This is a genomic window from Pseudomonas sp. LFM046 (genome assembly GCF_000949385.2).
GTDB lineage: Bacteria > Pseudomonadota > Gammaproteobacteria > Pseudomonadales > Pseudomonadaceae > Metapseudomonas.
The window spans coordinates 5010230-5024934 of the sequence record NZ_JYKO02000001.1; the positions used below are offsets into that span (position 1 = coordinate 5010230).

The window sequence follows — 14705 nt, forward strand, 5'->3', positions numbered from 1 at the left end:
GAATCCGTTCAGGGTCCAGCGAACCGGACCCTGAACCTCACGCCTCCTGACCGAGCAGCGACAGCGCCATCCGGCGCACCTGCTTCAGGTCCACCGGTTTACTCAGGCAGGCGTCGGCGCCACGCCGACGCGCTTCGGCCAGGACCTTCTCATCCACTGCCGCGCTCACGACCAGTACAGGCGTCATCGTCAGACGCGGGCTGGAACGCACGAAGTCGAGCACATCCAGGCCATCGCCGTCAGGCAGGTCCAGGTCCAGCAGCAGCAAGGACGGCGTGATGTCCGCCAGCATCCCCAGCGCCTTGCCCACCGACCCCGCGCCGCGCACATCGGCCATGTCCCGCAGGCCTTCCTGCAGCACCTTGAAGCAGGCAGGGTGGTCCTCCACGCAGAGCACCGTCGGCAACGTCGTCGGCTCCTCCACCTCAGGCGTGGCCGGTGCCGGCGGCTCGAAGTCATCGGACGCGGCGACGCTGGGCAGATCGATCCAGAAGCGGCTGCCGATATCCGGCGCGCTGCTGAAGCCCATCTCGCCGCCCATCAACTCCGCCAGCTCGCGGCACAGCACCAGGCCGATGCCGGTGCCAGGGATGGTGGAATTCTCCCGGCCCAGGCGCTGGAAGGGTTGGAACAACATCGCCTGCTGCTCCTGGCTGAGGCCCGGACCACTGTCGGCCACCCAGATGCGTACCGCGGCCGGCCGCACCTCGTAGCCCATGCTCACCAGGCCCTGCGGGCTGTTGTACTTCACAGCGTTGGACAAGAGGTTCAGCACCACCTGACGCAGGCGACGGGCGTCGGCCATCACGTGCAGCGGCGCCATTGGCGGCTGCATTTGCTGCAGCTGCAGGTGGCGGGATTGCAACTCAGGCTGAATCAGCTCCGCGCAACTGGCCAGCAGCGGGCCGATATCCACAGGCTTGAGCTGCAGTTTCTGGCGGCGGTTCTCGATGCTCGACAGGTCGAGGATGTCATCCACCAGCGAGGTGAGGTGGCGGCTGGCGTTGACGATTTCCTGGGCGTAGTCGCCCTCCACCTTGCGGTCTTCCTGCCCCTCGGCCTCCAGAGCGATCAGCTGGGCGAAACCGTTGATGGCATTGAGCGGCGTGCGCAGCTCGTGGCTCATGCTGGACAGGAACCGGCTCTTGGCCTGGCTGGCCGCCTGGGCCTCGCGGCTGGCGACGCGCAGTTCCTCTTCCACCTGCTTCAACCGGGTGATGTCCACGTGGGTACCCGCCACCCGCAGGGCACGGCCGTCGGAGTCGCGCTCCAGCACCTTGCCGCGGCTGAGCAGCCAGGCGTAGCGGCCCTCCACATCGGCGAAGCGGTACTCGGCGTCGAAGTTGTCCTGGTCACTCACCGAGAACAGCATCCGCAGGCGACGCACCCGTTCCACATCATCCGGGTGCACGCGCTCGTTGAATTCGGAGAAGGTGATGCTGTCGCTGCGCAGCCCGAAGCGCTTCACGAAGCGGCCGCTCATCTTGATCGACAGGGTGATGGCGTCCACTTCCCAGAGACTTTCCGTGGTGCTTTCCAGGACCAGGTCGAGGTTGCGCCGGGCCTCCAGGCGCTCTTCTTCGCTGGCCTGCAATTGCGCGCCGCTGAACTGGACCGCCTCGGCCAGGGCCTGCAGTTCGGCAATGCGGCTGCTCGGCGCCGGCGGGCGGAAGTCGCCCTGACCGATGCGTTTCATCATCCCCATGATGAGGGACATGGGCGTGGCCAGTTCGCCGCTGAGCCGCCGCGAACGCGACCACATCCAGGCGAAGAACAGCGCATAGAAGAAGCCCAGGCCGGCGATCAGCAGGTAGCCGATCTGCTGGTAGCGCTCGGCGAGGCGGTTGGTTTCCTTGAAGATGTTGGCCTCGTCCACCACCATCATCAGTCGCCAGCCGGTCTGCGGGATTTCGCTCCAGGCCACCAGTTGCTTGCGGCCACCCAGCTCCACTTCCTGCACATTGCCCTTGCCGGCGGCCATCGCCTCCAGCAGTGGCTGCATCTCGCGATGGCGAGCCAGGTTGAAGTCCTCGGGCTTGAGCACTTCGCGGCGCACCGCTTCGTCGTAGGAGAAGCGGGTCAGCTCACGCAGGCCGAAGTCACGCTCGCCCGCCTCCGGCAACGCCATGATGCTGTGATCGCGGCTCACCAGCATGGCGTAACCCTGCCACGGCACCTTGAGGCTGCCGATCTCACCGAGCATCTGCCCCACCGTGATATCCAGCCCCACCACCCCTTCGAGGAAATCGCCCCGGTAGACCGGGGTGATCGCCGACATCATCCAGCCGAGGCCGGCCGGGTCCAGGTAGACATCGGTCCAGACAGTCTTGCGCTGCGGGTTGTGCTTGGCGTCGGCGAGGTAATAGAAGTTGTAGTTGGGTATCACCATGTCATGGGGATACTGCTCGGGGGTCATGAAGAACGGGAAGATGCGGTTGTAGCTGTCCCAGCTGTTGAAGTAGACCGCCGCCACCAGCGGATTGGACTCGCGGATGGAGCGCATCAGCGGGTCCACCTGGGACAGGCGCAGCGCCTTGTCGTGATCCTGCTTGTCCACCGGCGTGCTGCTGGCATAGAAGGACGCCGCGCGGCCATCGTCGCTGCGGGTGTAGTAGACCCCGTCGGAACTCAGCACATGGCGCTGCCGCTCCACGTCGTCCGGCTGGAAATTGCGATCGTGCAGCGCACGCCCCACCGCATCGCGGAAGAGCCGGGTGGGCACCTCGATGCCCTGCAGGCGCATATCGATCACCTTGCCCTCGCGCAGGACCGCGCTGCTCAGGTCCTCCAAAGCGCTCTGCTGCAGGTAATCCACCTGCGCATCCCGGATCGCGCTATTGGTCAACAGATAAGCCGTGATCAACACCGATTCGACAAGAATCAGCGGGATCAGGGCACTCTGTACGAAGGCACGCCAGATCCACTGACGGAGGGGGGTTCGGGCAGAACGCAGCATGGCGTCGTCTCGGCTCAAAGGTCTTCCTGACAATAGCCTGCAATCATATAGCAAGCACCCATGACATTAGGTCAAAAGCGTGGTCGACGCTGAAGCCCTTTTTGCCGTAGAATCCGCACCGTTGTACACCCTGCAGTTCTTGGGGCCGATTAGGATTCGACGCCGGTAACAAAACTCTAGGGGCATGCCGAGCTGGTAGCAGACCTCGTAAATTAGCTGCTGCAAACTATTAGTTGCCAACGACGACAACTACGGGGCGGCCCTCGCGGCCTAACCCTTCTGGCGGCTTCGGCTGCCAGCAGTCATAAGGGGATGCCTGTAAACCCAAAATGACTGTCAGATAGAACAGGATCGCCGCCAAGTTCGCTGTAGACGTAACGGCTAAAACTTATACAGCTCGCTCTGAGCACCCTGCCAGTCGGGCCGCAAAGAGCTAACTCAGTAGACTTGGCTAAGCATGTAGTCCCGAAAGCGGAGAGCTGGCGGACGGGGGTTCAAATCCCCCCGGCTCCACCAAAATCCAAGACGAAGCCCCCGAATTTCTTAGCGAGATTCGGGGGCTTTTTCGTTGGGGCCCAGAGTGTCGACGGATACCCCACAACTCAACTGACTAGGGACAGCGGGTCCATGGCCTGGCAGCCGCTGACCAGCAGCAGGCCCAGGAGGGTAAGCAGAGCACGCATCACCAGCTCCCATAGGGAATGCCGAAACGTTCGATATAGCGTTTGGAAGCGTCCGACTGGGGATAATAGTGACCGCCCGATTTGCCTAAATGTGGCCCCAGGGGCTCCACCTCGGCCTGGGCGCGGGCCACCTTGACCGACCGGTAGCAGCGGTTGTAGACCCAGACCTGGATGGCGCCGCCGGGAGCCAGGCCCAGGTACAGCGTGGCCTTGTAACTTGACACCCTGTGGGGTTTCTCCGGGCAGCGCCAGGCGACGGAGTCGCGCATGATCTGTCGCGCTTCCTCCGGAATCTCCACCCAGGCGCGGTAGGTTTGCGGCTCGACGATGGACTGCCAGCGCACGTAGATGCGCTGGGGCAGGTCGGCACCGACCACGGCGACGCCGGTGGGGCCGGCACCGCCACCCCAGCCGCGCGCAGCCTCGGTGCCATCCTCCGGCTCATCGCCAGCGGCAGTGCCGCCGCCGGTATTTCGGAACAACCGGCCGCGAATATCGACGACTGCGCTGTCCTCGACCCAGACCTTCATATAGGCGGGTTGGACGAAGCCCAGGCTCCACCAGGGATCATGAGGGTCGTTGGCACCCGACAGCGGGTCCATGGCCTTGCAGCCGCTGACCAGCAGCAGGCCCAGCAGAAGAAGGAAATACCGCATGAGATCAGGCTCCTGTCTGGGAGTGGGGATGGCGCACGCGCTGGCCATCGGCGGCGGGGGCGTTCACAAAGGTCAAGGCAATACCGGTGCGCGGTGTTTGACCTTGCAGGCGCGAAGGCGGGTTCCAGTGGGCCGAGCAGTGGATGTAGTGCAATTGCAGCAGCCGTTCTTCGGCGGGCGTGGTGCTGTAGTCGCCTGCGATAAATCGTCCGGAAAGAGGGCGGAGCTCTGCAGGGAGCATCAGGTTCGGGGCATGTTCGTCGATAGGATCAAACCTTACCCCGTGCTGCTGGGCTAATTGATGCATCAGCCGCAGGTAGACCCGCGACAGTTCGCCCCGCACTGGGCGTTTCAACTGGAGGGCGGCATAGACCCGCTTGCGCGGTGGGGCCAGGCGGTCCGTGGGATCGGGCGGCAATCGCCGGGCCTCGGGGGTGACAATGGTCAACATCTCCACCGGCCAGCCCTTGGCCAGCCAGGCATCCCTGGCTCGCTCGGCATCGCGGTGGATGGAGGTGCTGCGCACGTCGGTGTGCAAGGGGACGTCCAGCGCCTGCATAGGGCTGACCAGCAGGCATTCCTCGGCTTCGGCCAGGTAGCCGCCACCGAGGTCGGCATGGGCGCCGGGGAGGATGAGTTCGCGGTGTTCGGGCGCGGTGCTGTTGAGGGCGAAGTTGGCACGGTATTCGTCGCGTGCCACCAGGTGTACCACCGTCGGGAAGTAGTCGGGCGCCAGGTAGAGTTGCAGGCCCGGGGTGCTGGCGCTGCGTACATTGCCCAGATTGGCCAGACCGGCGGTGGAAGCGACGGTATCGAACAGGCCGATGAAGGCCACCTGAACCCCCTGCCTGTAGCGACCGCTCAGGTCTTTGCTAAAGGTGCCGCTGGTATCGGGGAGCAGCATTCCCAGGGGACCGTTGCGGCCCTTGGCCAGCTCATTGGCGAAATGCCGGGCCGCCGCCGCGCCGCGGCTGAAGCCGAAGATATCGAGGGTCAGCCACTCAATTTCATAGTCGGGGTTTTCGTCAGAGAATCGATAGCAGCTCGCCCTAATCTCATCGAAGGCCTTTTTTACTCGTCCGACTACCCCGGTGGCGCCGCGCCCGGTGCCGGCACCAAACAGGCTGTCCTCCTCGCCCGTTCGGGTGCCGATGCCCTCGATGTAGATGCGTCGATGGCCCTGTTTGGCTGCGGCCGGCAGCTTCTGGGTTTCGGGATATAGGTCGTGGAGCAACTTGATATTGGTCACGCCATTGCCGTAACTGCTCTCCGGATCACGCATATAGGGCTTGCAGCTGGCGTCCAGGTCGTCCTCGGTGATGGCGTGCTGGGCGCCGCAGAGTTGGCCCTGGGCGGCGTTGGCGGCATTGTTGTAGGTGCCGTCGAAGAACACGCCAATGCGCAAGGCGATGCGCTGTTTCACCAGGGGTGCTGGTTCTGGCTGTCGCTGTTCGAGCACTGTCGGCGGGGGATCGGACAGGAAGTAGTCACCGTCGAGAAACGCATCCCGAGCCCTACTCAGAGGGACGAACGGCTCACGGGTGACCACTAGCCATTCACCGCTGTCGATCTCTTCGAGAATCCGCTCCATTGTGTCTTCATCCGTGCAGTCCAGTTCGCTTGCGCCACATTCGTGTACAAGCTCTTCCAGCCCACATGGCCACTCGTCGTAATCGTCGAACAAGGCTTCGCGAACCTCCTCGACGGCAAAGAAAGGGCTCTCCACGTATTTTTTGTCGACCGAGTCGAGATCGGACCTCCTGATCAGCCTCTCTATCACTATCACTCTGTTCCTCCTTCACAAGCTAAGTGGATGAGGAATGAGGCTTTCACAGGCGTGCCGTCCTGTCGGCGTAATGCAGGCTGAACACCCTATCGGAAAGGTCTGGTTTGCTTTCGGCGCCCGGCTCGCCGTCGGACGCGTCAGAAGAAGCGGGCTTTTTCGTTGGCCTCTAGGGTGTCGAAGACTATCGAATCCCCCACGGCTCAACCGATGAGATCAGCGGTCCCAAGCCCTGACCGCATCAGGCCACCGAGCGAAGCGAGGCCAGATCGATACCTTCCAGCGGGCGCTGCTGGAGCGTGGTCATGCTGCGAATGTTCGACCAGAACACTTCGGTGGGAAAAGGCTCGGGACTGACGGCGCTCAGGACCAGGAAGTGCCCATGGTCGTAGATGCCCTCCACAGGCATCACCACCCCCACGATATGGAAGCAGCCCCAAAGAGACTCAGGGTCCTCGTCCCACACCAGCTCCATGAGTACGGTCTGTCCGAGGCAGGAAAGTGCCGTGGCAGCATCCACGGCTATGCGCTGGCTAGACATGGCAATAGTCCTCCGCAGTGGGCACGGCTTTTTGTGCCCGGATGAAGTCCGTTTCGGCGCGCTGACACCTGCATTACTCCGGCAAGACCGCCAACTCGGCAAGGCGACAGAAATCGTCAAAATTGCTGCGCGACAAGTGAACCACCGCGTCCATCAAGGCCCCTTCCCGATAGCCATCGAAATAAGGACCGGGAACGCACTCTCGCAGCGTCGCGTTCTCAAGAATGATCTCGGCGATCACCTGGGTCGTGTGCAGCCTCGCCTCCAGGCGGTCGGCCAGCTCCTTCAGGCGGCGCTGGTCGTGTGTGAGGGTGACTGCTCTATTCATATTGGCTCCTCCTTGAGAGACCCGAAGTCGTCGGGTGAAAGCTCAACCTCAGAATATCCTATTTTGGGATAAACCTAAATTAGGTTTATTGAGACCACCGGCCTTCATTCCGGTGATCTCATGAAAACGATTAACTCCCCGCCTTACCAACGGCTGCTTGAGCTGCTCATCGACGCACGCAAGAAATCCGGAGTGACGCAGCAACAGCTCTCCAAAAGGCTGCTGCGGCCCCAGTCCTACGTATCGAAATATGAGCGGGGCGAACGAAGGCTCGATGTCATCGAGTACCTCCTGGTCGTCCAGAGCCTGGGGGCTGATCCCTTTGAGCTCTTGCGGGAGGTCCAGCCACTACTTGGAAAATCCGTTCAGGGCGAGATGCCAGTTCTCAATTGAACGTACCTACCGCTGAAGCGGGCTTGCCAAAGCAATAATTCGACCTTGGCAAGCCTGAGCACAGTGCCGCCTTCGCGCTCGAGCAGAAAGAGAACGGCCCAGAAATGCGCCAAAGCTGATTGAACGGCGATTGCAGAAACGCACACGTTGCTCCTTGCGAAATTCCTGGTTTTCGGCGCGAGGCATCCTTGATCCGGCGCCACCCTCCTTGCTCGCAGCACCAGCGAGAGCCGGCATGACACGAGACAGCGCTAACCATAGTATGTAGAACGATAGTATGCAACGAACCAGATTGGCCGGATGCCTATCCAGCCAGATCAATGCCAACTCGTAGCCGTCTTCGCCGCCAATGTGAGGCGCAAGCGTCTTGAACTCGGTTTCTCGCAAGAGGAGCTAGCCGAACGCGCAGGCGTGCATCGCACCTATGTCGGCATGCTGGAGCGAGGAGAAAAGAACGTGACGATTTACAACATCGAACGGATCGCGCTGGCCTTGAGCGTCAAACCGGCATCTCTTCTAGAAAGCGATGCTCACTAGCGGCTTGATGAGGCTGGCGCTCCTGCATGAACTAACAAAAAGGGGACAGTTCTATTTTTTCCGATCTAATTTTCATCCTGCGCCTCACGATCACCGTATGCGCTGCCAAACCTAGAGTAGGAAAATAAATCTGTCCCCATTTCTCCCGGATTGTTCAGATGCAGTCAGACGAATACCTCGATGGGCATTACATTGGCATCCGGAAAGAATCCGAGACCGATTCATCATGCACCTATCGGTTCATTGCCAACAGATACCGCCGCATTGGTAACAGGCGTCTTGAAGATCTTGGCCCTGTCTTTGGCTCCTTCAGGATAGACAAAGGTAGCGGCAGCACAGAACTCATTGAACCAATGCCTGGGGATGACAAGGGAGGCACATATGTCCGAGCCGCTCAAAAGATCAGTCGCTACTGGCGGGAAGGCGAGCTACCCGACTCTGCGATCTACTGCGCCGGCTAATGAGGCCTAACAATTCATTCAAGCCGAAGCCGCTTCACAATACGAAAAGGGGACAGATTTATTTTCGTTACTCTAATTTCATCCCACGAGCCACAATTCACCGTGCGCGCAGCTAAACCTAGAGCAGAAAAATAAAATCTTTCCCATTTCCCCCCTTCGTCCACTGCCAATTCGGAATGAAGCCCTATGCCCAAGCTACCTCATGTAGTTATCACGAAGGAGCGCGAACTCCATACATACGCGGAGCTTTGGCACGCATCAGACTGTGTTCTTGAAAATGGACTGAAGAACCCCGAAGGCTCTACGTGGCAGTTTCTATCCAGTGCGCTGCTTACCGCGTTTACGTTTGAGGCCTACCTAAATCACGTCGGTCCGACCTTGTTCACGCAGTGGCACCATCTTGACCGACTGCCTCCATGGTCAAAATTTGAGCTTATTTGTGAGCGGCTGAAGGTGTCCTTTCCAAATGGCCAAGGCACACGTCCGCTGCAGACAATCACTAAGCTTTTGGACTTTAGGAATACGATGGCTCATGGGAAATCGCGCCAGCTCAAAGCCAAGCCAATCGAAAAGTCAGTCGAGAACTATCACCACGCGATGGGTGAAGACCTTCTTGCTGATTGGGAGGTCCTAATCCAGTCAGACCGCTTTGCGCAGCAGGCTCGAGAAGACGTCAGAGAGGTGTTTAAGCAAATCCACGATGCCCGGCCGGAGCCGAAGGAGGCGCTATTTAGTTTCGGTACAGGGCTCTACGGCGCAACGCTTGTTCTGGACCCAACTCCCGGCGTGTAAAAGGCCCCTGCCAGGGGGCTACCCCAGCACGACTGTTGCGACACCGCACGGTAGTCATTTACGACGCTGACATCTCAGGGACAGCTCAAGCCCCCTCCAGCAAGGATGACCGTGTATCCCGCGTAAATTTAGAAACCAAAAAAAACATCGCAAGATCAATAGGTTAATAATCACGGTCAACCGACCCGGCCCCACCAAACCAAAAGCCCCTGAAGATCGATAAATCTTCAGGGGCTTTTTCATGAGGGCCGCTAAATCGCCCCTCACCCGGCACCATCGAGAACCACTGATCGACAACCCCGCCCTCTGACCAGGCGCAGCGTCTCAGGCCCCGCCGCCGATCACGGCTCGTTTCCAGCGCAGCCGTGCGGTGCGCGCCTCCGCTGTCCCCTCCTCCAGGCGTGCCGTCAGTTCCAGGGTGTCGCCATTGAAGAGGGCCACACGCTTCTGGGTGCCGCCTTCCCAGTTCGGGAACAGGCTGTGCCGCACGTGGTGGCGGATCACGCCGTCTTCGATGTCGTAGCCGCCGGCGTAGGTCAGGTAGCTGTCGTAGGCCTTCGCCTTTTCGGCGTCGCTGGCGGACCACTGGCCGCCTTCCAGGGGTTCACGGTCCTTTCTGGCGATCAGGCAGAACATGCCGTGGTCACCGTACTCGATGAACCCCTCCAGTTCGGTTCCCATGGGATGGACCAGGCGGCCATCGTCATAGGCCTGCTCCCAGGAAAGGATCTGCCAGCGTCCCACAATGCTTTCACGGTTCATGCCCGCGTCTCCTGCTGTTCAAGGTTGAAGAAGTCCATCAGCAGCCCGGTGAATGCCTGGGCGCGCTCGATCTGCACCCAGTGGCCGCACTCACCGAACACATGCATCTGGGCGTGGGGAATCAGCCGCAGCATCCGCTCGGAAACCTCCAGCGGGATGACCTTGTCGTCACGGCCGTGGATGATCAGCGTGTCCTGGCGCAGGCCCCGCAGTGCCTCTTCCGGCAGCGCCAGCATCTCCACACCCTGCTGGCGTGGCTCGGGGAAGAGCTGTTCGAAGCGGCTCTGGACGTCGTCGCGAATGCTCGCCTCGTAGCGCATGCGTACCAGATCGTCGTTGATCAACCCCTGGTCGTAGGCGAAGACGCCCATCAGTTCACGCATGGCTGCGATCGAGGGCTGGTAGCCCCAGACCTTGTTCAGGCCTTCGGTAATCGGGAAGGACAGGCCGACGGCGCCCATCAGGACGAGTTGCCGTACCCGTTCGGGGTGGCGGTGGGCCAATGCCAGCGCAATCGCGCCGCCGAAGGAGTTGCCGACCACCGACACCTGCGGAATATCCAGCGCATCCAGCAAGCCGATGAGTTGGCCGACCCAGGCATCCGGGTCGAGACGACGCCCCGGCGGGCATTGCGTATAGCCAAAGCCCAGCATGTCCGGCGCGATGACCCGCGCATGCCTGGCGAGCTGGGGGATCACCCCACGCCAGTTGGCCCAGGCGGTGACGCCGGGACCGGAACCGTGAATCAGCAGGATGACGTCGCCCTCACCCTGGTCGTGATAGTTGAGCGTGCAGTCGCCGACCTGGAGGCTGTTGGCGATTTCCGGGGAAGTGGTCATGGTCTGGCCTTGGCGGTGTGTGAAGGGATGACGACCGGTGCGCGCACACCCTCAGCCGCCAGTCGTTTGAGAATTTGCCGCGCTTCTTCGCGCTTGTGATCGGGCAGCCAGGTACGGTCGTGGCCCCACAGGCTCATGCCCTGCAGCTCCTCGACCTGCCACTCCGGGCCGATGGTGCGGGCCGCCCAGCCCAGCTCGAACATCCAGCCGTCGGGGTTCTTCAGGTAGAAGGAGGTGACGTGGTCGTTGATGTGCCGCCCCAGGGTGACGCCGATGCTCTCAGGCTTTTCCAGGGCCATGTCGTAGGCACGGCCGACGTCGTCGAAGTCGTTGTATTCGAGCATCAGGTGGTAGATCTTCGCCGGCCCGCCGGTGTGGGCCAGGCCGATGGTGTGGTGGCGCGGGTTGCAGTGCAGGAACTCGACCCGGAACGGCGCCTGGGTGTGATCGCTGACCTTGAAACCAAAGAGGTTGCGGTACAGGTGGCTCAGTTCATCGAAGTGTTCGGTGATCAGAGCGACGTGCCCCAGCCCCAGGTCGCCGGTGCGGAAGCCACCCAGCGGACGGCCCGGTACGAACGGGCTGGCCGCATCGCCCAGGCCATGGCAGACCTCGATGCGCACACCGTCCGGGTCGCGGAAGTGGTACATGCCCGCCACGCCGCGCCGGGCAATTTCCTCGGCGCTGCCGTCGGTGGCGGCGTAGCCGGCGGCCTCCAGCACCTGGCGCAGGCGCGTGTGTTCCTCGGCGTTGCTCACTTCAAAGCCCATGCCCATGCTCGCCTCGCCGCTCACCGCCGTCACCAACAAGCGCTGGATCTTCTCGTCGGCGCGCAGGCGCACGCACACCTGCGGCTCGACCACCTCGACCTGCAGGCCGACGTGGTCGCGGGCCTGGTCGATCCAGGCCTGCAGATGCGGCGTTTCGACCACCACATAACTCAATGCGTTAACCATTTGCGGGTTCTCCTGTAGGCAATCCGGGGCAGGCATCACTGCGCCGACATGCCGCCGTCGACCGACAGCGTGGTGCCGGTGACGTACGAGGCCTGTTCAGACAGCAGCCAAAGCACGGCGCGGGTGACTTCCTGCGCCTGGCCGATGCGGTGCATCGGCACGCCGGCGTCGTACATGTGGTCGTCGCCACCGGTGACGCGGTCGTAGCTCGGCGTCTTGATCGGGCCGGGGCAGATGGCGTTGACGCGAATGCCCTGCCGCGCGTAATCGAGCGCCACCGCGCGGGTGGCACCGACGATGCCGTGCTTGGACGCCACGTAGTACGCGGTGTCCGGCATGGCCTTGAGACCGAAGATCGAGGCGTTGTTGACGATGGCCCCGCCGCCGCTCTGCAGCATCGCGGCCGCCTCGTACTTCATCATGTACAGGATGCCCTTGAGGTTGATGTCGATGACCTCGCTCAGGTCCTCGTCGGGCGTGGCGTGAATCGGGTTGAAGTCGCGCTGCAGGCCGGCATTGTTGAAGGCGCCATCCAGGCGTCCATACCGCTGCATGGCCAGGTCCACCAGCGCAGCGCAATCCCCGGCACGGGAGACATCGGTGGCGCGAAACAGCGCCTGGCCTCCCTCGCCGAGTACCTGTTCGAGCAGCGCCTGGCCGGCCTCGGCATTGCGATTGCCGATCACCACCCGCGCGCCTTCGCGCGCCAGGCTCAGCACCACGTCGCGGCCCATGCCGCTGGCCCCGCCGGTGACCAGGATGACTTTGTCACACCAATTCGTTTGCATGCTCATGCTCGCTTCTCCTTGACTCAGGCGGGGCCGATACGACCGAACAGGCTTTCCAGAACCAGGCCGATGGCCAGCAAACGGCGGTCGGAGAAAGCCGGGCCATCCAGCTCGATGCCCACCGGCAGGCCGCTGCGGCTGCCCAGGCCGATGGGCAGCTGGATGCCCGGCAGCCCTGCGCTGGCACCTGGTTCGGTGTTCTGGATCAGCGCCTCGAAGTTGCTCGGCAGGTTGACGTCCGCGCAGGCCACCGGCGCGACCACGCAGGTGGTCGGGAAGATCAGCGCGTCGAGGGCATGGATTTCGAACAGGTCCTGATAACGCTCGCGCAGGACCTCACGGCCAGCGTCACGGGCCGCCTCGTAGATCGGTCTGACGTCCACCAGGGCGTCGCCGGCCGGCATCTTGCGCGGCAGCACCCAGTGTTCGTAGATGGCGCGCACATCGGGGCTGTGCAGCTTCCGTGCAACATCCTCGATGGTCATGGCGTGGCCGTATTCACGCAGGTACTCGACCATGCAGTCGTAGGCCTCAAAGATGACCACCGGGAACCCCACCGGCTCGTTGAGCGTGAGCAAGCCGGCGTCCGCGATCGGCACCAGCGTCACGCCATGCCGCTCGAGGGTTTCCAGCGCCGCCTCCGCACGCTCGCGCACATCCTCATCGAGGCTGGCCCAGCACTCGGCGGGCACGCCAAGGCGCAGCTGCTGCAGCTGCACCGGCGGCAGGGCGTGGTCGTCGGTCACCAGGCCATCGAGCAGCGCCACATCCGCCATGCACAAGCCCATCGGGCCGACGGTGTCGCGGCTGCGGGCAATCGGGATCACCCCACGGTCGCTGTAACGCCCCTGGCTCGGGCGTAACGAGGCGCAACCGTTGAGCGCCGGCGGAATACGCAGCGAGCCGCCGGTATCGGTACCCAAGGCCGCCAGGGCCATGCGCGCGCCCAGCGCCGCGGCGCTGCCAGAGGAGGAGCCGCCAGCGATGCGTGTGCTGTCGTAGGGGTTGCGCACGCCCACGTCCGGGCCGGTGTTGTAGGCGCCGTTGTAGCCGGTGGCGCCAAAGGCCAACTCGTGCATGTTGGTCTTGCCGAGGATGATCGCCCCGGCTTCGCGCAGCTTGTGGACCGTGGGCGCGTCTTCGCTCGGCAGGAAGCCTGCGAAGGCGGGCGAACCGGCGGTGCACGGCAGGCCGGCGCTGTGGATGTTGTCCTTGATCACCACCGGAATGCCGGAAAGCGCCTTTTGCGGCTCGCCACGCGCACGCGCGGCATCGGCGGCGCGTGCTGCGGCCAGGGCGCCCTCGGCGTCGACGGTGACGAAGATGTTCAGCGCGCGCCCCTCGTCAATGCGCTCCAGGCAGGCCTGCACCAGCTCCTCGCTGGTCAGCACACCGTCACGAAACGCCGCCTGGGCTTCGGCGATCGTCAGGTCACTGAGTACCTGACTGGAGAAAGAAGCAAACATGTTCATGGCAGCACTCCTGGGCTCAGTGACTGAACGCCGTGTCCTTGATCGTTTCCGGGCCGGGGAAGGCTGTCTTGCTGTGGGCCAGGCCCAGATCCAGGAGCAGCTCGCATTGCTTGTAGGCAATGACTCCGGGATTGAGCACGGGCACCGGCAGGTTGGCAGCCAGGTAGGCGTGGGACTGGTGCATGGTGGTGGAGCCGAGCACGATGACGTCGGCACCGTCCTCGTCTATGGCGCGCCGGGCAGCCTCCAGCAGCTTGGCGAAGACCACCTCCTCCTTGCCTTGCAGCAGGGCTTCGGTGTCCGGGCGCACGTCGATCGAGCGGATCGAGGCCAGCCGCGACTCCAGGCCGTACTCCTTGAGCGTCTTGCGGTACAGCGGGTACCAGCGCGGCCACATGGTCAGGATGCTGAACCGGTGGCCGAGCATGCAGGCGGTGTGGAATGCGGCGATGCCGGGCGCCAGCACCGGGATCGACAGGCGCGAACGCAGCGCGGCCAGGCCCGAATCGCTGACGGTGTTGATGCAGACCGCGTCGAAGCCCTCCTCCTCGGCCTTGATGCCGGCCTCGATTACCGCCAGCTCCATCAGCGCCATGTCGTAGTAACTGTCGGCCAGGGTCATCACCTGGCCGGCACCGACGAAGCTGACCTCGATGTCCGGCCGCAGCAGCGCGGCGGGCAGCTGCGACTCCACCAACGGGCGGGTGGCCTCACTCATGGGCACCGGAAAGATCATCTTGATGCGTTTGCTCATGGCA

14 protein-coding genes and 1 other RNA gene are annotated in these 14705 nt (G+C 62.7%); 4 read left to right on the top strand and 11 right to left on the bottom strand.

The features are described from left to right. Nucleotides 1–37: 37 nt before the first annotated feature. Nucleotides 38–2956, bottom strand: a complete 2919-nt coding sequence (locus TQ98_RS23125) for an ATP-binding protein (RefSeq protein ID WP_103103062.1) — start codon at nucleotides 2954–2956, stop codon at nucleotides 38–40. 141 nt (nucleotides 2957–3097) lie between these two features. Between TQ98_RS23125 and ssrA the strand changes: the two genes are divergently transcribed. Beyond that, nucleotides 3098–3472, top strand: a transfer-messenger RNA (tmRNA) gene (gene ssrA, locus TQ98_RS23130). Between the two features lie 166 nt (nucleotides 3473–3638). Here ssrA and TQ98_RS23135 read toward each other — a convergent pair. The 4 genes from TQ98_RS23135 to TQ98_RS23150 form a co-directional block, all read right to left on the bottom strand. Continuing rightward, entirely contained in the window at nucleotides 3639–4295 is a 657-nt protein-coding gene (locus TQ98_RS23135; protein ID WP_044874041.1) for a DUF2931 family protein, read from the bottom strand. A gap of 4 nt (nucleotides 4296–4299) precedes the next feature. Continuing rightward, nucleotides 4300–5886, bottom strand: a complete 1587-nt coding sequence (locus TQ98_RS23140) for a DUF2235 domain-containing protein (RefSeq protein ID WP_082073276.1) — start codon at nucleotides 5884–5886, stop codon at nucleotides 4300–4302. 433 nt (nucleotides 5887–6319) lie between these two features. Next, nucleotides 6320–6619: a hypothetical protein gene (locus TQ98_RS23145; RefSeq protein ID WP_044874040.1), complete on the bottom strand. Its 300-nt coding sequence runs from the start codon at nucleotides 6617–6619 to the stop codon at nucleotides 6320–6322. A 73-nt stretch (nucleotides 6620–6692) separates the two neighbouring features. After that, on the bottom strand, nucleotides 6693–6947 hold the full coding sequence (locus TQ98_RS23150) for a hypothetical protein (protein ID WP_044874039.1): 255 nt from the start codon (nucleotides 6945–6947) through the stop codon (nucleotides 6693–6695). A gap of 120 nt (nucleotides 6948–7067) precedes the next feature. Between TQ98_RS23150 and TQ98_RS23155 the strand changes: the two genes are divergently transcribed. From TQ98_RS23155 to TQ98_RS23170, 3 genes are all read left to right on the top strand, one after another. Further along, nucleotides 7068–7340, top strand: a complete 273-nt coding sequence (locus tag TQ98_RS23155) for a helix-turn-helix transcriptional regulator (RefSeq protein WP_044874038.1) — start codon at nucleotides 7068–7070, stop codon at nucleotides 7338–7340. 300 nt (nucleotides 7341–7640) lie between these two features. After that, nucleotides 7641–7877 (top strand): helix-turn-helix transcriptional regulator, encoded by a 237-nt coding sequence (locus tag TQ98_RS23160; protein ID WP_044874037.1) that lies wholly within the window; start codon nucleotides 7641–7643, stop codon nucleotides 7875–7877. A 647-nt stretch (nucleotides 7878–8524) separates the two neighbouring features. Then, nucleotides 8525–9130 (top strand): hypothetical protein, encoded by a 606-nt coding sequence (locus TQ98_RS23170; RefSeq protein ID WP_044874036.1) that lies wholly within the window; start codon nucleotides 8525–8527, stop codon nucleotides 9128–9130. Nucleotides 9131–9454: 324 nt separating this feature from the next. Here the strand turns inward: TQ98_RS23170 and TQ98_RS23175 are convergent, their stop codons facing one another. From TQ98_RS23175 to TQ98_RS23200, 6 genes are read right to left on the bottom strand one after another with little or no spacing between them, the layout of a single operon-like run. Next, entirely contained in the window at nucleotides 9455–9892 is a 438-nt protein-coding gene (locus TQ98_RS23175; protein ID WP_044874035.1) for a lipocalin-like domain-containing protein, read from the bottom strand. Continuing rightward, entirely contained in the window at nucleotides 9889–10731 is an 843-nt protein-coding gene (locus TQ98_RS23180) for an alpha/beta hydrolase (protein WP_044874034.1), read from the bottom strand. Before TQ98_RS23180 ends, TQ98_RS23175 begins: the two co-directional genes overlap by 4 nt. After that, nucleotides 10728–11687, bottom strand: a complete 960-nt coding sequence (locus TQ98_RS23185; RefSeq protein ID WP_103103064.1) for a VOC family protein — start codon at nucleotides 11685–11687, stop codon at nucleotides 10728–10730. The genes TQ98_RS23180 and TQ98_RS23185 overlap by 4 nt, the downstream gene beginning before the upstream one ends. A 35-nt stretch (nucleotides 11688–11722) precedes the next feature. After that, nucleotides 11723–12481: a glucose 1-dehydrogenase gene (locus tag TQ98_RS23190; protein WP_103103065.1), complete on the bottom strand. Its 759-nt coding sequence runs from the start codon at nucleotides 12479–12481 to the stop codon at nucleotides 11723–11725. A 17-nt stretch (nucleotides 12482–12498) separates the two neighbouring features. Then, complete coding sequence (gene iaaH, locus TQ98_RS23195; protein ID WP_044874031.1) at nucleotides 12499–13947, bottom strand: indoleacetamide hydrolase; 1449 nt, start codon at nucleotides 13945–13947, stop codon at nucleotides 12499–12501. Between the two features lie 16 nt (nucleotides 13948–13963). Beyond that, the gene (locus TQ98_RS23200) at nucleotides 13964–14701 is read right to left on the bottom strand and encodes an aspartate/glutamate racemase family protein (RefSeq protein ID WP_044874030.1); all 738 of its coding nucleotides are present in this window, start codon (nucleotides 14699–14701) and stop codon (nucleotides 13964–13966) included. Nucleotides 14702–14705 lie beyond the last annotated feature (4 nt).